Here is a 22,489-nt window from a genome sequence, read left to right as displayed (position 1 = left end):
GGCTTACTCCTTGTTGCTGTCGCTGCTGGCAAATGCCTGGCGATGCAGAATAGCCGTGAACTCTTCCATAAAGTTGTCGTAATTCAGTTCCAGTTTGTTCACGCGCTGGTTCAGTCGGTTGTAAGCCATAACCGCTGGAATAGCAGCGAACAGACCGATTGCTGTTGCGATCAACGCTTCGGCGATACCTGGCGCAACCATTTGCAACGTCGCCTGCTTCACCGCGCCCAGCGCGATAAAGGCGTGCATGATCCCCCAGACCGTACCGAACAGGCCGATATATGGGCTGATAGACCCCACGGTACCGAGGAAAGGAATATGGTTTTCCAGCGTTTCCAGTTCGCGGTTCATCGAAATACGCATCGCTCTTGATGCCCCTTCGACAATCGCTTCCGGCGCGTGGCTATTGGCGCGGTGCAGGCGGGCAAACTCTTTGAAACCGCTATAAAAGATTTGTTCCGAACCGCTTAAATTATCACGGCGTCCCTGGCTTTCCTGATACAAACGAGAGAGTTCGATGCCGGACCAAAACTTGTCTTCAAAGGCTTCCGCTTCGCGACCTGCTGCGTTGAGGATGCGCGTTCTCTGGATGATAATTGCCCAGGATGCGATAGAAAAACCAATCAAAATCAACATGATAAGTTTGACCAGAAGGCTAGCCTTCAGGAACAAATCAAGGATGTTCATGTCAGTCACTGCTTAAACTCCGCGACAATAGACTTGGGAAGCGCACGAGGCTTCATTAAGAGTGGATCAACACAGACAATCAGCACTTCAGCTTCATTCAGCACTTTATTCTCTGCATTGACAATCCGCTGCGAGAAAACCATCGAGGTTCCGCGCATTGATGTAACTTCCGTTTGGACTTCGAGCATGTCGTCGAGTCTGGCGGGTGCAAAATACTCCAGCGTCATTTTGCGTACCACGAATGCAACGCGCTCAGCCAACAAAACTTGTTGGCTAAAGTGATGGTGGCGCAGCATCTCAGTGCGGGCTCTTTCATAAAAAGCAACGTAGCTGGCGTGGTAAACCATGCCACCGGCATCGGTATCTTCGTAATAGACCCGAACCGGCCATCGAAACAGCGTTGTATTCACTTTACATCCCGGTAATGCAAAAAAAGTTAGAGCTTTTAAACTTCGCTACTATACGCGCGGGCAAGATGCTTTGGAATGGGTTGAGGTAAACGGAGAGTAAAAATTTATGGGCTTTTGCAAGCCCATGAGGATAGAGGATATTTCTTATTCAAAAGAAGAAAAAAACAAGCCCCGCAAGCATGACCAGAAAAGCGACTGGCGGGCAGAAAAAACCCTGCCAGTGAAGCGCGCGCGGGCGAAAGCCAACACCGTGAACCACGCCGGCGCACACCGCCCACATTAATAGCAACCCGTGCCAAATCTCCAGCTCGCTGGTTTTGGCCGCGAAACGGGAGGGATCCCAGAAGATACAGCCCGCCAGCAGTAATGCCATTATTAAGGAAAGGGCCCTTAACGGGCCCTTGTCCATTACCGCATACAGTTTTGCGATAATTTTTTCCATCAGTGTTCTTCTTTCCCGGCTTTGGTCGCTTCAACATGTTCCAGCGCCAGCGCGGTAATCACTCCGAAAGCACAGGCAAGAAGCGTTCCTAAAATCCATGCAAAATACCACATATTCTGCTCCTTACTTAGTACATAGAGTGGGTATTGCTTTCAATGTGCTCTTTGGTAATACGACCGAACATTTTCCAGTAACACCAGATGGTGTAGAGCAGGACAATCGGTACAAAAACCAGCGCCACATAAGTCATCAGGTTCAGCGTCAACTGAGTCGATGTCGCATCCCACATGGTCAGGCTTGCTTTCAGCATGGTGCTTGACGGCATGATGAACGGGAACATCGCGATACCAGCAGTCAGGATGATGCATGCCAGCGTCAGTGAAGAGAACACGAACGCCCAGCCGGCTTTATCCAGACGCGCCGTCAGCACGGTCAGCAGTGGCAACACAACGCCCAGCGCCGGCACCAGCCACAGCACAGGCATGTTGTTGAAGTTAGTCAGCCAGGCTCCCGCCTGTACCGCCACTTCTTTGCTCAACGGGTTAGACGCGGCATGATGATCGATGGCGGAAGTCACCACGTAACCGTCGATACCATAAACCACCCACACACCCGCCAGTGCGAAGCACACCAGCGTGACCAGCGCAGCAATTTGCACTGTTGCACGAGCGCGCAAATGCAGTTCGCCGACCGTACGCATTTGCAGGTAAGTCGCGCCCTGGGTCAGGATCATCGCCACGCTCACCACGCCAGCCAACAGACCAAACGGGTTCAGCAACTGGAAGAAGTTACCGGTGTAGAACAGGCGCATATCGTTATCGAGATGGAACGGCACGCCCTGCAGCAGGTTGCCGAATGCCACACCGATCACCAACGGCGGAACAAAGCTGCCGATGAAGATGCCCCAGTCCCACATGCCACGCCAGCGCATATCTTCAATCTTCGAGCGGTAGTCAAAACCCACCGGACGGAAGAACAGTGAAGCCAGCACCAGGATCATCGCGACATAAAAACCGGAGAACGCGGCAGCGTAAACCATCGGCCAGGCGGCAAACAGCGCGCCACCGGCGGTGATCAGCCAAACCTGGTTACCGTCCCAGTGCGGCGCGATAGCGTTAATCATCACGCGGCGTTCGGTGTCGCTACGACCCAGCACGCGAGTCAGCATACCCACGCCCATGTCGAAGCCGTCGGTGACCGCAAAACCAATCAGCAGAATGCCAACCAGCAGCCACCAGATAAAACGTAATATTTCATAATCAATCATTTGACGACTCCTGTCTTAGCGTGCCGGCTGAGAAGCCACAGTGGACTGCTCGTAGTGATAGCGCCCTGTTTTCAGACTGCTCGGCCCAAGGCGAGCAAATTTGAACATCAGGAACACTTCCGCCACCATAAACAGCGTATAAAGGCCGCAAATCAGAATCATGGAGAACAGCAGATCGCCAACGGTCAGCGATGAGTTCGCAACCGCGGTCGGCAACACTTCACCAATCGCCCACGGTTGACGGCCGTACTCAGCGACAAACCAACCCGATTCAATGGCAATCCACGGCAGCGGAATACCATAAAGCGCAGCGCGCAGCAGCCATTTTTTCTCACCGATGCGGTTACGAATCACGGTCCAGAAAGAGGCACCAATGATCAGCAGCATCAGCACACCACAAGCCACCATCAGACGGAAAGCGAAGTACAGAGGCGCCACGCGCGGAATAGAATCTTTGGTCGCTTGTTGGATCTGCGCTTCTGTCGCGTCTGCCACATTCGGCGTATAGCGTTTCAGCAGCAGGCCATAACCAAGATCTTTCTTGATGTTATTGAACTGGTCACGAATGGCCTGATCGGCAGAACCTGCGCGCAGTTGCTCCAGCAACTGATACGCTTTCATACCGTTACGGATGCGCTCTTCGTGCTGCACCATCAGATCTTTAAGACCGATAACCGGCGTATCAACAGAACGGGTGGCGATGATGCCCAGCGCGTACGGGATCTGGATAGCAAATTTATTCTCTTGCTTATCCTGGTCCGGCACGCCAAACAGGGTAAACGCCGCCGGTGCAGGCTGGGTTTCCCATTCGGCTTCAATCGCAGCCAGTTTGGTTTTTTGCACATCGCCCATTTCGTAGCCGGATTCATCACCCAGCACAATAACAGACAGCACTGCGGCCATACCGAAGCTGGCAGCGATAGCAAAAGAGCGTTTAGCAAAAGCGATGTCGCGCCCGCGCAGCAAGTAGTAGGAGCTGATGCCAAGGATAAAGATCGCGCCACAGGTGTAACCAGACGCCACAGTGTGAACGAATTTCACCTGTGCAACTGGGTTAAGCACCAGCTCAGCGAAGCTGACCATCTCCATGCGCATGGTTTCAAAGTTGAAATCAGAGGCAATCGGGTTTTGCATCCAGCCGTTTGCGACCAGAATCCACAGTGCGGACAAGTTGGAGCCAAGCGCGACCAGCCAGGTCACTGCCATGTGCTGTACTTTGCCCAGACGATCCCAACCGAAGAAAAACAGACCGACAAACGTAGACTCGAGGAAGAAAGCCATCAGACCTTCAATGGCCAGCGGCGCACCGAAGATATCCCCTACATAGTGGGAATAGTAAGACCAGTTAGTCCCGAACTGGAACTCCATAGTCAGACCGGTAGCCACGCCCAGTGCGAAGTTGATACCAAACAACTTGCCCCAGAACTTGGTCATATCTTTATAAATCTGTTTGCCGGAGAGGACGTAGACCGTTTCCATAATTGCCAGCAGGAACGCCATACCGAGCGTCAGTGGCACAAACAGAAAGTGGTACATCGCGGTCAAGGCAAACTGTAAGCGCGACAGTTCGACTATATCTAACATTATGACTCCTTGCTCATCGCATGAAGACTCCGAGAGTAAACCCCGTTAGCGAAGGTTCACACGCATGCCCCAATACAAAATTGCTGCACTGTTTTATTCACGTCACATAAAGCGTGACAATGAATGAAAAAAGTTACAACCAGGTTAATAAAAAACTCGAATTGATCTCTCGAATATATTACTCCGTAAAACCCTTACAATAAAAAGGTTTTTATTGAGCTAGTTTTACGTTTTTCGACAGTGATCAATTTATAGCGAATTTACCACTTTTGCACCAATTTGATCGGCGACAATTTAACGATTTTCAGCATGTTTTCCAAGCTTTTAAATATTGATTTAAATCAATTTTATCCATCATTGTTAATTTTGTAGTTGGTGTATAATCACAGTAAAAACATTGTTAACAACATGTTCATTTTAACGCCACCCATGGTTATCAATCGGCAGGTAAAGATAAATAATGACGACTTTATTTAACGTTTATCATTCATGTAAAAAATGAGACAACCGTGGCATCTTTAGGTGGGCATAAAATTAGCGCTGATGATTATCTTGTTTATTTTACAATTATTTCACCTTCACGATTATCATACTTAACACCGCGCAGTGATTATTCTTTATATTTCCTGGCGCACTAATACCCTTTTATTTTATAGGCCTTTACTGACAAGCATCCAACGTCGGGTTGCAGCCCAGACGATAAGCGCCAGCAAAGTCACTGTTGCGCCAAGCAAGCAAACCCCTTGCCAGCCGAAAACAGCATAAACCGCCGTCGTTGCCATGGCGCCCAACCCGCTGCCAAGGGCATAAAACAGCATATACAACGCCACCAGTCTGCCGTGCTGAGATGCCTCGGCACGCAAAATCAGGCTCTGATTGGTAACATGCAGCGCCTGGCCGCCGAGATCGAGTAAAACAATGCCGAGGATAAACAGCACCAGAGAGTGTTGTAGCTGTGACAGCGGCCACCAGGCCAGAAGTAACAAGAGGAGCGCCAGCAAACTTGTGCGCTGCGCATTGCCACGGTCCGCTTCGCGCCCGGCCTTTGCCGCTACCAGCGCGCCCGCAACGCCCGCCAGGGCAAACAAACCAATTACCGTACGGGAGAAATCAAACGGTGCCGCGCTTAACGGCAGCACCATTGCGCTCCAGAAAATATTAAACGCGGCAAACATCAACAACGCCAATACACCACGGATTTGTAAAACGCGATCCGTGCGTAACAGCCCCAGCATTGAGGCCATCAAACGTAACCCACTGACCGGAATCATCGCGCTGCGCATAACGGGTAACCGTCGCCAGAGCAGCAGCAATAACACCAGCATCAGCGATGCCGAGACGCCATAAACTGCGCGCCAGCCCGCTAAATCGCTAATCACCCCGGCAAAAACTCGCGCTAACAGCAGGCCGATAAAGACGCCGCCTTGCGCCGCACCCACTACCCTGCCCCGCTCTTGTTCGTTAGCAATGCTGGCCGCGCTGGCAATCAACCCTTGTGTCATTGCTGTGCCCAGCAACCCTGTCGCCAACATGCCGAAGAGCAACACCGTTGCCGATTGCGCCAGCGCGACAATAGCAAGCGCAACCACCAGCCCCAGCAACTGCAGCAACAATAACCGGCGGCGCTCAACAAGATCGCCCAGTGGCACCAACACCAGTAAGGCCAGTGCCGATCCCACTTGTGTTGCCGTCACCACGCCACCGACAGCCGCCTGGCTGATGGCAAAGCTCTGCGCCAGTGCATCCAGCAACGGCTGCGCGTAATAGACATTCGCCACACATAAACCGCTGGCGACCGCAAACAGTGCGATTAAAGCGCGCGGTGTCGCCTGTGTATTTTTATTCATAGTAGCAACCTGGTTGCAAAACGAAACTGGTTGAAGCGTAGATAATCCAGTTTTAAAATGCAACCAGAATCCTTAACCGGAAATTCACTATGCCACTAAATACTCAACCTTGCCCCGTCGCGCGTTCTGTCGATTTGATTGGCGATCGCTGGTCACTCCTTATCGTGCGTGATGCTTTTGACGGCGCGCGGCGGTTTGGCGATTTTCAGCGTGGTCTTGGCGTGGCGCGCAACATTCTTACCGACAGGCTACGCAAACTGGTGGAAGCGGGTATTTTCAGCACCCAGCCAGCATCCGATGGCACGGCGTATCAGGAGTATGTGCTGACAAAAAGAGGCGAGTCGTTGTTTCCGGTGGTCGTGGCGCTACGCCAGTGGGGAGAACAGCATCTTTTCGCGCCGAATGAGCCCCATTCCGTATTGATTGATAGTCAAAGCGGCGAAGCCATTGCACCAATGCAACCACAATCGGCAGACGGGCGTGTTCTTAGTGCGGCAAATACGCAGGTACGTAAACTGCAGCCATAAAAAAGGCCGCTACGGGAGCGGCCAACCATGTCGAAAGGATACTTGCTCCCCTACATGGAGGAGCAATGAGGTTTTATTTGATAACAGATTTCAGCGCTTCGCCGATGTCGGCCAGGCTGCGCACGGTTTTCACACCCGCCGCTTCCAGAGCAGCGAATTTCTCATCCGCTGTCCCTTTACCACCGGCAATGATGGCACCTGCGTGGCCCATACGTTTGCCTTTCGGCGCAGTCACACCCGCGATATAACCCACAACCGGCTTGGTCACGTGATCTTTGATATACGCCGCTGCTTCTTCTTCTGCGCTACCGCCGATTTCACCGATCATCACAATCGCTTCGGTCTGCGGATCTTCCTGGAACAATTTCAGGATATCGATAAAGTTAGAACCCGGGATCGGGTCACCGCCGATGCCCACACAGGTGGACTGGCCGAAACCGTAATCCGTGGTCTGTTTAACCGCTTCATAGGTCAGCGTACCGGAACGGGAAACAATACCGACTTTACCAGGCTGATGAATGTGGCCAGGCATGATACCGATTTTGCACTCGCCTGGGGTGATAACACCCGGGCAGTTCGGGCCAATCATACGCACGCCAGCTTCGTCCAGCTTCACTTTCACCGTCAGCATATCCAGCGTCGGAATACCTTCAGTAATGGTGATAATCAGTTTAATGCCCGCGTCAATGGCTTCGAGGATCGAGTCTTTGCAAAACGGTGCCGGAACATAGATAACGCTCGCGGTCGCGCCCGTCGCTTCTACGGCTTCACGCACGGTGTTAAACACCGGCAGGCCGAGGTGAGTGGTGCCGCCTTTGCCCGGCGTCACGCCGCCAACCATCTGCGTACCATAAGCAATTGCCTGCTCGGAGTGGAAAGTCCCCTGGCTTCCGGTGAAGCCCTGGCAGATAACTTTGGTGTTCTTATCAATCAAAACAGACATTATTTCCCCTCCACTGCGGCAACAACCTGCTGTGCTGCATCCGTCAGACTTTTTGCTGCAATAATATTCAGGCCGCTGTCCGCCAGGCGTTTCGCGCCCAGTTCAGCATTGTTACCTTCCAGACGCACTACCACCGGTACGTTAACACCCACTTCTTCTACCGCGCCGATGATACCGTCAGCGATCAGGTCGCAACGCACGATACCGCCGAAGATGTTAACCAGCACCGCTTTCACGTTCTCATCCGACAGGATGATTTTGAACGCTTCGGTCACGCGCTCTTTAGTTGCGCCGCCACCCACATCGAGGAAGTTCGCCGGTTCGCCACCGTGCAGTTTGACGATGTCCATGGTGCCCATCGCCAGACCTGCGCCGTTGACCATACAACCGATGTTGCCGTCCAGCGCAACATAGTTCAGCTCCCAGTGTGCCGCCTGCGCTTCGCGCGGGTCTTCCTGCGACTGGTCGCGCATTTCGCGCAGTTCCGGCTGGCGGAACAAGGCGTTGCCGTCAGCGCCCAGTTTGCCATCAAGGCAGATCAGGTCGCCCTGTTTGGTGATAACCAGCGGGTTGATTTCAATCAGCGCCAGATCGCGCTCAAGGAAAATGGTCGCAAGACCCATGAAAATCTTGGTGAATTGCTGAACCTGCTTGCCTTCCAGACCCAGTTTGAACGCCAGATCGCGCCCCTGATACGGCATCGGGCCGGTCAGCGGATCGATGGTGGTTTTGTGGATCAGGTGCGGGGTCTCTTCCGCCACTTTTTCAATTTCCACGCCACCTTCGGTGGAGGCCATGAACACGACACGGCGAGAGCTACGGTCAACCACCGCGCCCAGATACAGCTCTTTGTCGATATCGGTCGCCGCTTCAACCAGAATCTGGTTTACCGGCTGGCCGTTCGCGTCTGTTTGGTAGGTCACCAGGCGTTTGCCCAGCCAGTTTTCCGCGAAGGCGCGAATATCTTCTTTGCTGTTGACGACTTTTACGCCGCCCGCTTTACCACGGCCGCCTGCATGGACCTGGCATTTTACCACCCACGGGCCTGCGCCGATCTTGGATGCCGCTTCTTCTGCTTCACGCGGGGTAGTACAGGCGTAACCAACCGGAGTCGGCAGACCTGACCGGGCAAACAGTTGTTTCGCCTGATACTCGTGTAAGTTCATGTGTTCTATCCATCCTTCATTTAATTTGTCACGCCGGATGACGGCCTACAAAGCAGGTGTTCGTTATAGTGGCCCGGCAGCGGACGCCGCCGGGCTAAGGACACTAGACGTCCAGCAGCAAGCGAGTCGGATCTTCCAGCAGCTCTTTGATGGCTACCAGGAAACCAACGGATTCGCGACCGTCAATCAGACGGTGATCGTAAGAGAGCGCCAGGTACATCATCGGCAGGATCTCGACTTTGCCATCCACCGCCATCGGGCGATCTTTAATGGCATGCATACCGAGGATCGCACTCTGCGGCGGGTTGATGATCGGTGTCGACATCAGCGAACCGAACACACCGCCATTGGTGATGGTAAAGTTACCGCCGGTCAGATCATCAACGGTCAGTTTGCCGTCACGGCCTTTCACAGCCAGCTCTTTGATTTTCTTCTCGATGTCCGCCATACCCAGCGTATCAACATCACGCAGTACCGGTGTTACCAGACCACGCGGCGTAGAAACCGCCATGCTGACATCGAAATAGTTGTGGTAAACCACGTCATCACCATCGATGGACGCGTTCACTTCCGGGTAGCGTTTCAGCGCTTCAACCACAGCTTTCACATAGAAAGACATAAAGCCCAGGCGGATACCGTGACGTTTTTCAAAAGCGTCACCGTACTGCTTACGCAGATCCATAATCGGCTTCATGTTGACTTCGTTGAACGTCGTCAGCATGGCGGTGGAATTTTTCGCTTCCAGCAGGCGCTCGGCTACGCGTTTACGCAGACGGGTCATCGGCACACGTTTTTCGGTGCGGCCAGCCAGCGGTGCCACCGGGGCGCTCGCCGGAGCAGCAGCCGGTTTTTCCTCTTTCGCCGGCGCTTTGGCCAGATGTTTCTCAACATCTTCACGCGTGATACGACCACCAACGCCAGTGCCTTTGATAGCGCTGGCTTCGAGGTTGTGCTCAGCCAGCAGGCGACGGATCGCCGGGCTCAGGGCGTCATTGTTTTGCTCTTCCAGCGAGGCCTGCTGGCGCTGTGCCGGCGTGGACTCTTTCTCTTCAGATTTGGCGCTGCTCTCTTTACCAGAGCTGTTGCCCTCTTTCAGGCGACCCAGGATCTGACGGGAAGTCACAGTGGTGCCTTCATCTTCCAGCACCGCGTCCAGAATACCGTCTGCCGACGCCGGTACTTCCAGTACCACTTTGTCAGTTTCGATTTCGACCAACACTTCGTCGCGTCGTACGCTATCGCCTGGTTTTTTGTGCCAGGTCGCAACGGTCGCGTCAGCAACGGACTCGGGCAGATCGGGAACAAGAATATCTACGCTACTCATTATTTATCCTTTAATTAATCGACGTTCAGCGCGTCATTTACCAGATCTTGTTGCTGTTTCTGGTGAACGGACAGGTATCCCACCGCCGGAGAGGCGGAGGCCGGGCGACCTGCATAACGCAGAGCGGCCCCAAACGGAATCACATCACGGAAATGATGCTGGCTGCAGTACCATGCGCCCTGGTTGAGCGGCTCTTCCTGGCACCAGACAAAATCATGTACGTGAGCGTAAGGTTTCAGCGCTTCCTGCACCGACTGGTGCGGGAACGGGTAAAGCTGTTCGATACGCACAATCGCGACATCTTTCTGGTCGTTTTTACGACGCTGTTCCAGCAGATCATAATAGACCTTACCAGAGCAAAGGATCACGCGCTTAACGCCTTGTGGATCAAGATCATCCACTTCGCCAATCGCCGGCATAAAGGTGCCGTTCGCCAGCTCATCCAGCGTGGAAACCGCCTGCGGATGACGCAGCAGCGACTTCGGCGACATCACCACCAGCGGGCGACGCATACCGCGCAGCGCCTGGCGACGCAGCATGTGGTAAACCTGCGCCGGGGTAGACGGCACGCACACTTGCATGTTTTGTTCAGCACACAGTTGCAGATAACGCTCCAGACGCGCGGAGGAGTGCTCCGGGCCTTGCCCCTCATAACCGTGCGGCAGCAGCATCACCAGGCCACACATACGGCCCCATTTCTGCTCACCGGAGCTGATGAACTGGTCAATAACCACTTGCGCACCGTTGGCGAAATCACCGAATTGCGCTTCCCAGATGGTCAGCGTGCGCGGCTCTGCCGTGGCATAACCATATTCAAACGCCAGTACCGCTTCTTCAGAGAGCACGGAGTCCCACACGCGGAACGCCCCCTGTGAATTGTGTACATGGCTCAGCGGCGTATAGGTAGACCCGTTGGACTGGTTGTGGATCACCGCATGACGATGGAAGAAGGTGCCGCGGCCGGAGTCTTCACCGGACAAACGTACCGGGATGCCTTCATCCACCAGCGTGGCATACGCCAGTGTTTCCGCGCCGCCCCAGTCGAACAACTTCTCGCCGCTCGCCATCAACTGACGGTCAGCGTAAATTTTCGCCACGCGGGACTGCATTTCGATGGCTTCCGGCACCGTACTGATGCGTTTTGCCAGCTCCTGCAAGCGCTTCATTTCCACCTTGTTCGGGTAGCTCTCATCCCACTCGTGGTTGAGGTACGGCGACCAGGTAAAGGAGTGCATATTCATCGGACGCCATTCGGCGACCACACACTCACCCGCATCCAGCGCATCGCGGTACAGGTTGACCATTTCGGTGGCATCTTCCAGCGTAATGGTTTTTTCCTGCTCCAGACGATCGGCGTAGATTTTGCGCGGCGTCGGGTGTTTTTTGATTTTCTGGTACATCAGCGGCTGGGTTGCGCTCGGCTCGTCGGCTTCGTTATGGCCATGACGGCGGTAGCACACCAGGTCGATAAAGACATCGCGTTTGAAGGTGTTACGGAAATCGAGCGCCAGGCGAGTAACGAACGCCACCGCTTCCGGATCGTCCGCATTCACGTGGAAAATCGGCGCCTGCACCATTTTACCGATGTCGGTACAGTACGGCGTAGAGCGTGCATCCAGCGGATTCGAGGTGGTGAAGCCCACCTGGTTGTTAATGACGATACGCACGGTGCCACCCACTTCGTAGCCGCGTGCTTTCGACATGTTCAGGGTCTCCTGCACCACGCCCTGACCCGCCACAGCGGCGTCGCCATGAATGGTGATTGGCAGCACTTTATTACTGCTCGGTTCGTCAAGGCGGTCAAGACGCGCACGCACGGAACCGATCACCACCGGGCTGACAATCTCAAGGTGTGACGGGTTAAACGCCAGCGCCAGGTGAACCAGGCCGCCTTCTGTTTCCACGTCGGACGAGAAGCCCATATGGTATTTCACGTCGCCGGTACCGAGGTGTTCTTTATGTTTACCGGCGAATTCGTCGAACAGATCCTGCGGCTGTTTACCCAGCACGTTAACCAGTACGTTCAGACGTCCGCGGTGCGCCATCCCCAGCACCACTTCACGGGTGCCGCTCTTGCCCGCATGGCGGATCATCTCTTTGAGCATCGGCACCAGCGCATCGCCGCCTTCCAGCGAGAAGCGCTTCGCTCCGGGGAATTTCGCGCCGAGATAACGTTCAAGACCTTCTGCAGCCGTCAGTTCAGTCAGGAAGCGTTTTTTCTCTTCGCTGCTGAAGCTGGATTTACCGGCTGCGGATTCGATGCGCTGCTGGATCCAGCGTTTCTCTTCGGTGCTGGTGATATGCATATATTCCGCACCGATCGAACCGCAATAGGTCTCTTTCAGTGCGTTAATCAATTCGCCCAGCGGCATGGTGTCTTTGCCAATCGCAAAAGACCCTACGTTAAAGCTATTCTGGAAATCGGCTTCCGTCAGATCGTGGTAAGCCGGATCGAGATCGGCCACCCTCTCTTGCTGCCACAATCCCAGCGGATCGAGGTTGGCATGTTGATGACCACGAAAACGGTATGCGTTGATAAGTTGCAGGACTTTAACCTGCTTCACATTGGTGTCGGGGTCGGAAATAGAGGAGGAGTAACGTGAAGCATCTTTCGCCAGCTGACGGAAATAATCACGCGTCTTGGAGTGGAACTGATCCGGTTTGACTCCGGTGCCCGGTAACTGCTGGAACATAGAACGCCAGTTTGCATCTACCGAGTCAGGATCGGTTAAGAAGTCTTCATAGAGCTGTTCTATCCAGCTCTGGTTAGACCCAGAGAGGTAAGAAGAGTCCAGCCAGGCTTTCATTGCGCCGTTCTGCATCGTGATCCCTTAAGCATTGTTATGCTTACTTCGCCGTGGATAACTACGACGTACACCCGTTAGCGCACGTCCCAGGGTTCACTTGCGGGCTCTTGGTGGCCCGCGAAGGAACCTTTAAAAACTGCCTAATCTTCGCTGTCCGGGCTGCGACTGCGTTGGCTGCCTTTGCTTACCCTGGTCACATAGTTGACTATGCTCCCAGGGATGCGCTCAGTTGCCGCCTTGTCTCGCACCAGACATCTCGATTATGTCTACTGTGGCGGTTTTTAAAGGTTTCCTGCTTCCTTGTTACCCGGCGGCGCTAACGCTGCCGGGCAAAAAAAACATCACTACAAATGTAGGCCGGATATGCGTCAGCGCCATCCGGCACTAACATTTATGCGCTTCGTTGCAACAACATCGACTTAATATGGCCGATGGCGCGCGTCGGGTTCAGCCCTTTCGGGCATACACTGACGCAGTTCATAATGCTGTGGCAGCGGAATACGCTGAAAGCATCGCTTAAACCTTCCAGACGGTTATCGGTTTCCGTATCGCGGCTGTCGATCAGGAAACGGTACGCCGCAAGCAGGCCGGCCGGACCGATAAATTTGTCCGGGTTCCACCAGAACGACGGGCAAGATGTCGAGCAGCAGGCGCAGAGAATACATTCATACAAACCGTCGAGTTTTTCACGCTGCTCCGGTGCCTGTAGATGTTCTCTCGCTGGCTGATTCTGCCCATTATTCAATAAGTAAGGTTTAATCTTCTCATATTGGGCATAGAATTGTCCCATGTCCACCACCAAATCGCGGATCACCGGCAGGCCGGGTAGAGGACGGATCACAATCTTCTGTTTGCCATTGCCCAGTGCGGAAATCGGGGTGATACAGGCCAGGCCATTCTTACCGTTCATGTTCAAACCATCGGAACCACATACCCCTTCACGGCAGGAGCGGCGGAACGACAGCGTAGGATCTTTTTCTTTCAGCTGCATTAAGGCATCCAGCAGCATCATGTCACGCCCTTCTTCGCCTTCCAGGGTGTAATCCTGCATGCGCGGCGCGTCATCAACGTCCGGGTTATAGCGATAAATCGAAAATTCGAGTTTCATTATCCTGTCTCCGCATTAATAAGTACGAATCTTCGGCGGGAATGCCGGACGCAGTTTCGGTTCCATATTGACGCTGCGACGCGTCATGGACTCCGTTTCTGGCAGATACAGGGAATGGCACAGCCAGTTTTCGTCGTCACGATCCGGATAGTCGAAGCGGCTATGCGCGCCACGGCTCTCGGTACGGAAGTTTGCGGAGACCGCCGTTGCATACGCGGTTTCCATCAGGTTATCCAGCTCCAGGCACTCAACGCGCTGGGTGTTAAACTCGGTGGAAGTATCGTCCAGACGAGCGTTTTTCAGACGTTCGCGAATCACTTTCAGTTGCTCAAGCCCTTTCGCCATCGCATCGCCTTCGCGGAAGACCGAGAAGTTATGCTGCATACACTCTTGCAGCGCTTTACGAATGGTGACCGGATCTTCGCCGTTACGGTTGTTGTTCCAGCGGTTGAGGCGCTCAAGGGACGCTTCAACATCAGACTCGCTGGCATCACGCAGCGCGCCCTGCTCGGCGATAGACTCTTGTAAATGCAGACCCGCCGCGCGGCCAAACACCACCAGATCGAGCAGCGAGTTACCACCCAGACGGTTAGCGCCGTGGACGGATACGCAGGCAATTTCACCCACTGCAAACAGACCCGGAATGACGACATCTTCGCCCTTCTCGTTCACCGTCAGCGCCTGACCGGTAACTTTGGTCGGAATGCCGCCCATCATATAGTGACAAGTTGGGATAACCGGGATCGGCTCTTTTACCGGATCGACGTGCGCAAAGGTGCGCGACAATTCAAGGATCCCCGGCAGGCGCGATTCCAGCACCTCTTTGCCCAAGTGATCGAGTTTCAGTTTCGCGTGCGGACCCCACGGGCCGTCGCAGCCGCGACCTTCACGGATTTCGATCATGATGGAACGCGCCACCACATCACGACCCGCCAGGTCTTTAGCGTTCGGCGCATAACGCTCCATAAAGCGCTCGCCATGTTTGTTCAGCAGGTAACCGCCTTCACCACGGCAACCTTCCGTTACCAGCACGCCCGCTCCGGCGATACCGGTCGGGTGGAACTGCCACATCTCCATATCCTGCACCGGGACGCCTGCGCGCAGCGCCATGCCAACGCCGTCGCCGGTATTGATATGGGCGTTGGTAGTGGACTGGTAAATACGGCCCGCACCGCCGGTCGCCAGCACGGTGGCACGCGCTTTGAAGTAGACCACTTCACCGGTTTCAATACACAGCGCGGTACAACCCACCACGGCACCATCCTGGTTTTTCACCAGATCCAGCGCGTACCACTCGGAAAAAATCGTCGTGTGGTTTTTCAGGTTTTGCTGATAAAGGGTGTGCAACAGCGCATGACCGGTACGGTCCGCTGCGGCTGCCGTGCGCGCCGCTTGCTCGCCGCCGAAGTTTTTCGACTGGCCGCCAAACGGACGTTGATAGATACGGCCATCATCCAGACGGGAGAATGGCAGACCCATATGTTCCAGCTCAAGAATCGCTTCCGGGCCAGTTTTACACATATATTCAATGGCATCCTGGTCACCGATGTAATCGGAACCTTTTACCGTGTCATACATGTGCCATTCCCAGTTATCTTCATGGGTATTACCCAGCGCAACGGTAATACCGCCCTGCGCAGATACGGTGTGAGAACGGGTTGGGAAAACTTTAGAGAGCAGCGCACAGGTTTGCCCGCTCTGGGAAATTTGCAGTGCCGCGCGCATACCTGCGCCACCGGCACCAATTACAACAGCATCAAATTCTCTGACTGGCAATTTCATTACACACCCCACACCACAACAAATCCATAAATCACGTAAGCCGCGAGTGCAACGACGATAGCCAGTTGCAGAACCAGGCGCACAGCCAGCGGTTTAACGTAGTCGGTCAACACCTGCCACATGCCAATCCAGGCATGGATCAGAATCGAAAACAGCGCCAGCAGCGTGAAGACTTTCGTGAAAGCGGAGGAGAAGAATCCAGTCCAGACCACCCAGGTCAGATCGCCGTGCATGGCAAAAAAACCGACCATATAGATGATGTAGAGCGTCAGGACGATGGCAGTGGCACGAACAAGAATAAAATCATGTACGCCGTTGCGTCCTAATGCGGAGGCGTTGCTTACCATACGAGGACTCCTGCGAGAATTGAAAGCACGACAGTGATTGCAAAAGAGAGATTAGCGGAACGCTTTCCTGCTTCGAAGGTTTCTTCCAGCCAGCCAAAATCCATTAACATATGGCGAATACCGCCCACAGCGTGATAAGCCAGCGCTGTCAGGATGCCCCAGAAAATGAATTTAACGAAAAAGCTGCTCATGATGGCAGAGGCGGTCAGGAAGCCCTCTTCGGATGACAGCGACAGGCCCAGTAACCACAGCAGAATGCCAACCGCCACGAAAGTAATGACGCCGGAAACGCGGTGGAGAATGGAAGCTATAGCCGTAACAGGAAACCGAATTGTTGTCAGATCCAGATTGACAGGTCTTTGTTTTTTCACATTTTTTATCATGAATAACGCCCACATGCTATTCTTATAGTTTCCTTCCTCCGGTCTGCGTGCGGGTCAGACAGCGTCCTTTTCTATAACTGCTCGTCATGCAAAAAATTAGCTTCCAGATGCTAAACGACAGGTTACAACGCTGGGTGGCTCGGGATTGCAGGGGTATTCCGGAGACCTGGCGGCAGTATAGGTCGTTCACAAAATCATTACAATTAACCTACATATAGTTTGTCGGGTTTTATGCAGAACAGTGACCCCCATCACGATAACAACATTCTTTTAAATTTTAATCATCTGATTTGACAAAAGTTAAACATTCTTGTTACAAACTACGCCAGAAAGGGCTTATAATTCGCAAAAGTTATGGGGTCTTACTTTCACCTGAGAATAAGTTATGTAACAGTGTGATGGTATTGACCGATGTAATCAGGACAGTTATTAGTGATATACAGGTTTGACAAATTCGGACTGCTAAGACGCTGATTTGCTGTTTTTTCGCTGTATTTTCAATGTGTACTTGCACGCGCCCATCGCTCTGTACCCTGGTACCTCCTCTCAACAGAGCTGCGAGCCAAATAACAAACTGGTAACGTTGATTGGCAGTTGAATGCAAATCCGGTGACTGGCGGTCTTAAGCAATAAGGCGCTAAGGAGACCGTAAATGGCTGATAAGAAAGCAACCATCACCTACAATGGTGACGCTGCTATTGAACTGGATGTGCTAAAAGGCACGCTCGGTCAGGATGTGATTGATATCCGTAGTCTCGGTTCAAAAGGGGTATTCACTTTTGACCCAGGTTTTACCTCTACCGCATCATGCGAATCAAAAATCACCTTTATCGACGGTGACGAAGGTATTCTGCTGCACCGTGGTTTCCCTATCGACCAACTGGCGACTGAATCCAACTATCTGGAAGTCTGCTACATTCTGCTCTACGGTGAAAAACCGACCCAGGAGCAGTTTGACGAATTCAAACTGACCGTCACGCGCCACACCATGATCCATGAGCAGATCACCCGTCTGTTCCACGGTTTCCGTCGCGACTCGCACCCGATGGCGGTGCTGTGCGGGGTGACTGGCGCGCTGGCGGCGTTCTACCACGATTCACTGGATGTTAACAATCCGCGTCACCGTGAGATTGCCGCGTTCCGCCTGCTGTCGAAAATGCCGACCGTGGCGGCGATGTGTTACAAATATTCCATCGGTCAGCCGTTCGTTTACCCGCAGAATAATCTCTCCTACGCCGGTAACTTCCTGCACATGATGTTCTCCACACCGTGTGAACCGTATGAAGTGAACCCGGTGCTGGAACGCGCAATGGACCGTATTCTGATCCTGCACGCCGACCATGAGCAAAACGCCTCCACCTCGACCGTGCGCACCGCTGGCTCTTCTGGCGCGAACCCGTTCGCCTGTATCGCTGCCGGTATCGCTTCTCTGTGGGGACCGGCGCACGGCGGCGCCAACGAAGCGGCTCTGCGCATGCTCGAAGAGATCAGTTCTGTAAAACACATTCCGGAATTCCTGCGCCGCGCCAAAGACAAAAACGATTCGTTCCGTCTGATGGGCTTTGGTCACCGTGTCTACAAGAACTATGACCCGCGCGCGACCGTGATGCGTGAAACCTGCCACGAAGTGCTGCGTGAGCTGGGCACCAAAGATGATCTGCTGGAAGTGGCGATGGAGCTTGAGCACATTGCGCTCAACGATCCGTACTTTATCGAGCGTAAGCTCTACCCGAATGTTGACTTCTACTCCGGTATTATCCTGAAAGCGATGGGGATCCCGGCCTCCATGTTTACCGTTATCTTCGCGATGGCGCGTACCGTAGGCTGGATTGCGCACTGGAACGAAATGCACGACGACGGCATCAAAATTGCTCGTCCGCGTCAGCTGTACACCGGTTACGAAAAACGCGAGTTCAGCTCCGATCTGAAAAAAGATTGATAGCCAACCCGCCTAAAAAAACGCGCCTTCTGGCGCGTTTTTTATTTTAATGCTGACAGACCGGGCACCAGTAAAACGGCCGGGACGACATGGTGGTTTTCTCAATTATCCCACCGCAACGCTCGCACGCTTCTCCGGCGCGGTGAAATACCTTAAAGCGAAACAGCGCGCCGTGGTGTTTATTCTCATCCACCACGCCGCGTGTCTGGTATGACAAACGGGGAATATCAAGTAGCGCCTGCGATAACACATCCAGTTGCGCTTCGCTAAGTTGCGAGGCGTTGTGCTGTGGCGCCAGGGCGCTTTGCCAGAGAATTTCGACACGCAGATAGTTACCCAGCCCGGCCAGAAAGGCCTGATCGAGCAATAACCCGGAAAACTGGCGACGGCGAAAACGGGGCGATAACAACCGCGCTTTGACCTGCTCTACGGTTAGCGTCATATCCAGCACATCCGGCCCGACGCGCTGTAAAAAGGGATGCTGCGCCAGTTGTTCCGGGGTGAGTAACGCAATGTCCGACGCGCTGTACAGCAAAATCGCCTTTTGCTCCGTTTGCAGCCGCACGCGTAGTACTCGGTTGGTTTGCGGGATCTCTCCTGCTCTGACCACGCGCCAGACGCCGTAAAGCTGGTTATGACTGTAAAGGGTTAGCCCACCGGAAAAATGCGTCAGGAGCGCTTTTCCCCGCGTTTCCATTTTCTCAACGCACTGTCCCACCAGATCAGCGGCGAAACGCGCCAATGACGGCAGACCAAACCAGACATCGGTTAATGGTTTGCCTTTAACCGCGGCTTCAAGCGTATCTGCCGCCCGGCGGATCTCCGGTCCTTCCGGCATAAAAACTCCTTGCGTTAGTGGGCAGAAATCATCACGCCACGTTGGGCAAAGGCACTATGTAAGCGGCGGGCAAACAACAGCGCGTGCTCGCCATCGCCGTGCAGGCAGACCGTTTGCGCCTGCACATTAACAAACTCACCGGTGATGCATCTCACCCGCCCTTCCAGCACCATCTCCAGCGTTTGCGCCAGCGCCAGATTGTCATCATCAATTAGCGCACCCGGCGCACTGCGCGGCACCAGTCGACCATCGCGGAGGTAGCCTCGATCGGCAAATACCTCCTGGCGCGTGCGCAAACCATAACGCTCTCCGGCACGAATCAACTCGCTGCCCGCCAGCCCAACCAGAATCAATGCGGGATCAGCATCGTAAACCGCTCCGGCAATGGCATCGGCCAGCGCCGCGTCATCCGCCGCCTGGTTGTAGAGCATACCGTGCGGTTTCACATGATGCAGTTTGCCGCCTTCTGCACACACCATCGCCGCCAGCGCGCCAATTTGATACAGCATTTGGGCATAGACAATATCCGGCGGCAAATGCATCGCCGTGCGGCCAAAGTTATCCCGGTCCGGGAAGGAGGGATGTGCCCCCACCGCCACGCCGTTACGCAATGCGTCACGCACACAAGTCAGCATGGTTTGCGCATCGCCTGCGTGGAAACCGCAGGCGATATTGGCAGAAGAAACCAGCTGGAGTAACGCAGCATCATTACCGCAGCCTTCGCCGAGATCGGCGTTTAAATCAATTTTCATTGTGCAGACGCCATGCCAGTTGATCGAGGTAGATACGCTGCTCGCGACGCGCCTTCAGTGCCTCATCCAGCGAGCACTGGACAAAGTGTATCGGTTGCCCAAGCGGGATTTGCGCCAGGTGGTACATATCCGCCTCGATAATGCAGGCAATTCGCGGGTAACCGCCGGTGGTCTGGGCATCATTCATCAGCACTATCGGTTGCCCGTTAGAGGGAACCTGCACGATGCCCGGCAACAAGCCGTGGGAAAGCAGTTCGCGCGACGTGGTACGCACCAACGGCTGCCCCTGCAAACGGTAACCCATACGGTTACTCTGCGGGCTTATCTGCCACGGCAAACGCCAGAACGCCTCCTGCGAGGCGCTGTCGAATTCGTGATACTCCGGCCCCGGCAACGCGCGAATGCGGTTGCCCCACAGCAACTGTTTTACCCCTTGCTGTGTGTGAAAATGACGCACAGGTTCACCCAGTGGCAACACATCGCCATCGCTCAAGAGTCGCCCTTCCAGCCCGCCGATAGCGGTTTTCAGATCGGTGCTGACCGAGCCCATTACCGCCGGTACGGCAAAGCTCCCGGCCACAGCAAGATAGCTGCGCACGCCGTGCAGCGGTCTTTTCAGTACCAGCCGCTGCCCGGCTTTTGCCGCAAACCGCCAGCCGGTCCACACCGCTTTACCGTCGAGTTTCGCCTCACAGCCTGCGCCAGTGAGCGCAAACCAGGCATCGCGACCAAACTCCACTTCGCACTGACCAAAAGTAATTTCCAGCGCCGCTGCCTCAGGCGCGTTGCCCACCAGCGCATTGGCAATCTGTAATGCAGGCTCGTCCAGCGCGCCGCAGTAGCTGACGCCAGACTGACGCAAGCCAATACGTTTGCCCCCCTGCAAGGTGGTATACATTCCCGCGCGGATAATTTTCAGCATACGCCCTCCTTGCGCGGCACAAACCGTAGCGTATCGCCCGGACGTAATAACACCGGCTCCGGCAAACGCGGGTTGAACAATGCCAGATCGGTGCGTCCGATCAGGTTCCAGCCGCCGGGCGTTTCCAGGGGATAAATGCCGGTTTGCGCGCCGCCAATGGCGACAGAACCGCCGGGAACGCGCACACGCGGTTCGGCGCGGCGCGGTGTGGCAAGCGCCTCCGGCATCCCGCCCAGATAAGGAAAACCGGGCTGGAAGCCAAGAAACCACACCACGTAATCGATGGAAGCATGCAGCTCAACGACCTGCTTTTCCGTCATCCGGCAGTGTTCCGCCACCAGCCCCAGATCAGGCCCGGCAGTTTTACCATACAGCACCGGGATCTCAATGGTGCGAGACTCGGGTTCCAGCGCCTCGCTCTCTTCCCACCAGCGCTGTAACCGCTCAATCGCGTCGAGCGCCAGCGAATGCGGATCGCGCAGCACCACCGTAATGTTATTCATCCCCGGAATAGCCTCCACCACGTCCGGCACGTCCGCCAGCCGTTGCGTCAGCCGCCAGATACGCTTTTGCGTCGCCAGTTGTACCGGCGGCTCCAGCTCCAGCACCACCGCGCTTTCACCTAACAAATAACACCGTGCTCGCTGCACTTGCCCTCTCCTTACGCCGGGTTCGGAATATCGATAAACGTGACGTCAAGATCGCTATTTTCATTCAGCCAGTCGCTGAGCGCGCGGATGCCACCGCGCTCGGTGGCGTGGTGGCCCGCAGCGTAGAAATGCAGCCCCTGTTCACGGGCGGAATGAATAGTCTGTTCGGAGACTTCGCCGGTGATAAACGCATCAACACCGAAGCGGGCCGCTTTATCAATAAAGCTCTGCCCACCGCCGGTACACCAGGCAACGCGGGTGATTTTTTCCGGCCCGGTATCGCCACACCACAGCGGCTTACGCCCAAGGCGCGCTTCAATCCACGACGCCAGCTCCAGCCCCGGAACCGGCATCGACAGTTCGCCCCACGGCAGCAACTCTTCAATTTCCCCCATCACGTTAATGCCGAGCAAAGCCGCCAGTTGCGCGTTATTACCAAGCTCAGGGTGCGCGTCGAGCGGCAGGTGCCATCCGTACAGATTGATGTCATTCGCCAGTAACGTTTTCAGGCGGTGACGTTTCATACCACGAATGATCGGCGCTTCGTTTTTCCAGAAATAACCGTGATGGACAATCACCGCATCCGCCTGCTGGCGTACCGCTTCGTCCAGCAGCGCCTGGCTTGCGGTCACGCCAGTGATAATTTTCTGTACCGTTTCCCGCCCCTCAACCTGAAGCCCGTTCGGGCCGTAATCACTGAACGCCGCACTGTTAAGTTTTTCGTTAATCAGTTTTTCCAGCTCGGTATTTTTCATCATCACTCC

23 protein-coding genes are annotated in these 22,489 nt (G+C 54.5%); 3 read left to right on the top strand and 20 right to left on the bottom strand.

All coding sequences use genetic code 11. The features are described from left to right. Positions 1 to 3: 3 nt before the first annotated feature. The 7 genes from tolQ to IP581_RS06745 form a co-directional block, all read right to left on the bottom strand. Positions 4 to 696, bottom strand: coding sequence for a Tol-Pal system protein TolQ (gene tolQ / locus IP581_RS06775; RefSeq protein ID WP_017455951.1), 693 nt, complete (start codon positions 694 to 696; stop codon positions 4 to 6). Continuing rightward, a complete protein-coding gene (gene ybgC, locus IP581_RS06770) occupies positions 693 to 1,097 on the bottom strand; it encodes a tol-pal system-associated acyl-CoA thioesterase (RefSeq protein ID WP_017455950.1) in 405 nt (134 codons plus the stop codon). The genes tolQ and ybgC overlap by 4 nt, the downstream gene beginning before the upstream one ends. Positions 1,098 to 1,245: 148 nt before the next feature. Continuing rightward, the gene (gene ybgE / locus IP581_RS06765; protein WP_086871605.1) at positions 1,246 to 1,539 is read right to left on the bottom strand and encodes a cyd operon protein YbgE; all 294 of its coding nucleotides are present in this window, start codon (positions 1,537 to 1,539) and stop codon (positions 1,246 to 1,248) included. Then, a complete protein-coding gene (cydX, locus tag IP581_RS06760) occupies positions 1,539 to 1,652 on the bottom strand; it encodes a cytochrome bd-I oxidase subunit CydX (protein WP_004100325.1) in 114 nt (37 codons plus the stop codon). Before cydX ends, ybgE begins: the two co-directional genes overlap by 1 nt. Positions 1,653 to 1,666: 14 nt before the next feature. Next, entirely contained in the window at positions 1,667 to 2,806 is a 1,140-nt protein-coding gene (gene cydB, locus IP581_RS06755) for a cytochrome d ubiquinol oxidase subunit II (RefSeq protein ID WP_086871603.1), read from the bottom strand. A gap of 15 nt (positions 2,807 to 2,821) precedes the next feature. Continuing rightward, entirely contained in the window at positions 2,822 to 4,390 is a 1,569-nt protein-coding gene (gene cydA, locus IP581_RS06750) for a cytochrome ubiquinol oxidase subunit I (protein ID WP_193822100.1), read from the bottom strand. A gap of 650 nt (positions 4,391 to 5,040) precedes the next feature. Then, entirely contained in the window at positions 5,041 to 6,237 is a 1,197-nt protein-coding gene (locus tag IP581_RS06745) for an MFS transporter (protein WP_193822099.1), read from the bottom strand. A gap of 89 nt (positions 6,238 to 6,326) precedes the next feature. Between IP581_RS06745 and IP581_RS06740 the strand changes: the two genes are divergently transcribed. Next, positions 6,327 to 6,764: a winged helix-turn-helix transcriptional regulator gene (locus IP581_RS06740; protein ID WP_193822098.1), complete on the top strand. Its 438-nt coding sequence runs from the start codon at positions 6,327 to 6,329 to the stop codon at positions 6,762 to 6,764. Positions 6,765 to 6,837: 73 nt separating this feature from the next. Here the strand turns inward: IP581_RS06740 and sucD are convergent, their stop codons facing one another. The 8 genes from sucD to sdhC form a co-directional block, all read right to left on the bottom strand. Then, on the bottom strand, positions 6,838 to 7,707 hold the full coding sequence (sucD, locus tag IP581_RS06735) for a succinate--CoA ligase subunit alpha (protein WP_039054823.1): 870 nt from the start codon (positions 7,705 to 7,707) through the stop codon (positions 6,838 to 6,840). Then, positions 7,707 to 8,873, bottom strand: a complete 1,167-nt coding sequence (gene sucC, locus IP581_RS06730) for an ADP-forming succinate--CoA ligase subunit beta (protein WP_017455943.1) — start codon at positions 8,871 to 8,873, stop codon at positions 7,707 to 7,709. The genes sucD and sucC overlap by 1 nt, the downstream gene beginning before the upstream one ends. Positions 8,874 to 8,976: 103 nt before the next feature. Further along, the gene (gene odhB, locus IP581_RS06725) at positions 8,977 to 10,197 is read right to left on the bottom strand and encodes a 2-oxoglutarate dehydrogenase complex dihydrolipoyllysine-residue succinyltransferase (RefSeq protein ID WP_020457054.1); all 1,221 of its coding nucleotides are present in this window, start codon (positions 10,195 to 10,197) and stop codon (positions 8,977 to 8,979) included. Between the two features lie 14 nt (positions 10,198 to 10,211). Then, complete coding sequence (gene sucA, locus IP581_RS06720) at positions 10,212 to 13,019, bottom strand: 2-oxoglutarate dehydrogenase E1 component (protein ID WP_193822097.1); 2,808 nt, start codon at positions 13,017 to 13,019, stop codon at positions 10,212 to 10,214. 376 nt (positions 13,020 to 13,395) lie between these two features. Continuing rightward, the gene (locus tag IP581_RS06715) at positions 13,396 to 14,112 is read right to left on the bottom strand and encodes a succinate dehydrogenase iron-sulfur subunit (protein ID WP_193822096.1); all 717 of its coding nucleotides are present in this window, start codon (positions 14,110 to 14,112) and stop codon (positions 13,396 to 13,398) included. A 15-nt stretch (positions 14,113 to 14,127) separates the two neighbouring features. Next, complete coding sequence (gene sdhA / locus IP581_RS06710) at positions 14,128 to 15,894, bottom strand: succinate dehydrogenase flavoprotein subunit (protein ID WP_086871593.1); 1,767 nt, start codon at positions 15,892 to 15,894, stop codon at positions 14,128 to 14,130. Continuing rightward, the gene (gene sdhD, locus IP581_RS06705; RefSeq protein WP_086871591.1) at positions 15,894 to 16,241 is read right to left on the bottom strand and encodes a succinate dehydrogenase membrane anchor subunit; all 348 of its coding nucleotides are present in this window, start codon (positions 16,239 to 16,241) and stop codon (positions 15,894 to 15,896) included. Before sdhD ends, sdhA begins: the two co-directional genes overlap by 1 nt. Next, entirely contained in the window at positions 16,235 to 16,639 is a 405-nt protein-coding gene (sdhC, locus tag IP581_RS06700) for a succinate dehydrogenase cytochrome b556 subunit (protein WP_017455937.1), read from the bottom strand. The genes sdhD and sdhC overlap by 7 nt, the downstream gene beginning before the upstream one ends. 275 nt (positions 16,640 to 16,914) lie before the next feature. Here sdhC and IP581_RS24165 point away from each other — a divergent pair, with 275 nt between their 5' ends. Next, positions 16,915 to 17,073 carry a hypothetical protein gene (locus IP581_RS24165; RefSeq protein WP_419177752.1) on the top strand — a complete coding sequence of 53 codons (159 nt, stop codon included), beginning with the start codon at positions 16,915 to 16,917 and terminating at the stop codon, positions 17,071 to 17,073. Between the two features lie 203 nt (positions 17,074 to 17,276). After that, positions 17,277 to 18,563, top strand: coding sequence for a citrate synthase (locus IP581_RS06695; protein ID WP_086871589.1), 1,287 nt, complete (start codon positions 17,277 to 17,279; stop codon positions 18,561 to 18,563). A gap of 46 nt (positions 18,564 to 18,609) precedes the next feature. Here IP581_RS06695 and nei read toward each other — a convergent pair whose 3' ends face one another. From nei to IP581_RS06670, 5 genes are read right to left on the bottom strand one after another with little or no spacing between them, the layout of a single operon-like run. Continuing rightward, complete coding sequence (gene nei / locus IP581_RS06690; protein ID WP_193822095.1) at positions 18,610 to 19,401, bottom strand: endonuclease VIII; 792 nt, start codon at positions 19,399 to 19,401, stop codon at positions 18,610 to 18,612. Positions 19,402 to 19,415: 14 nt separating this feature from the next. Continuing rightward, a complete protein-coding gene (gene pxpA / locus IP581_RS06685) occupies positions 19,416 to 20,153 on the bottom strand; it encodes a 5-oxoprolinase subunit PxpA (protein WP_097400634.1) in 738 nt (245 codons plus the stop codon). Further along, positions 20,143 to 21,075: a 5-oxoprolinase subunit PxpC gene (gene pxpC / locus IP581_RS06680; RefSeq protein ID WP_193822094.1), complete on the bottom strand. Its 933-nt coding sequence runs from the start codon at positions 21,073 to 21,075 to the stop codon at positions 20,143 to 20,145. Before pxpC ends, pxpA begins: the two co-directional genes overlap by 11 nt. After that, positions 21,069 to 21,725, bottom strand: coding sequence for a 5-oxoprolinase subunit PxpB (gene pxpB, locus IP581_RS06675; protein WP_193822093.1), 657 nt, complete (start codon positions 21,723 to 21,725; stop codon positions 21,069 to 21,071). Before pxpB ends, pxpC begins: the two co-directional genes overlap by 7 nt. Before the next feature lie 11 nt (positions 21,726 to 21,736). Continuing rightward, complete coding sequence (locus tag IP581_RS06670) at positions 21,737 to 22,480, bottom strand: type 2 GTP cyclohydrolase I (protein ID WP_086871578.1); 744 nt, start codon at positions 22,478 to 22,480, stop codon at positions 21,737 to 21,739. Between the last annotated feature and the right edge of the window lie 9 nt (positions 22,481 to 22,489).

The sequence above is a fragment of the Kosakonia pseudosacchari genome (assembly GCF_015167415.1).
In the GTDB taxonomy this organism is placed as follows: domain Bacteria; phylum Pseudomonadota; class Gammaproteobacteria; order Enterobacterales; family Enterobacteriaceae; genus Kosakonia; species Kosakonia pseudosacchari.
The sequence above is the reverse complement of the archived record's forward strand: the minus strand, read 5'-3'. Positions and strand labels throughout refer to the sequence as shown.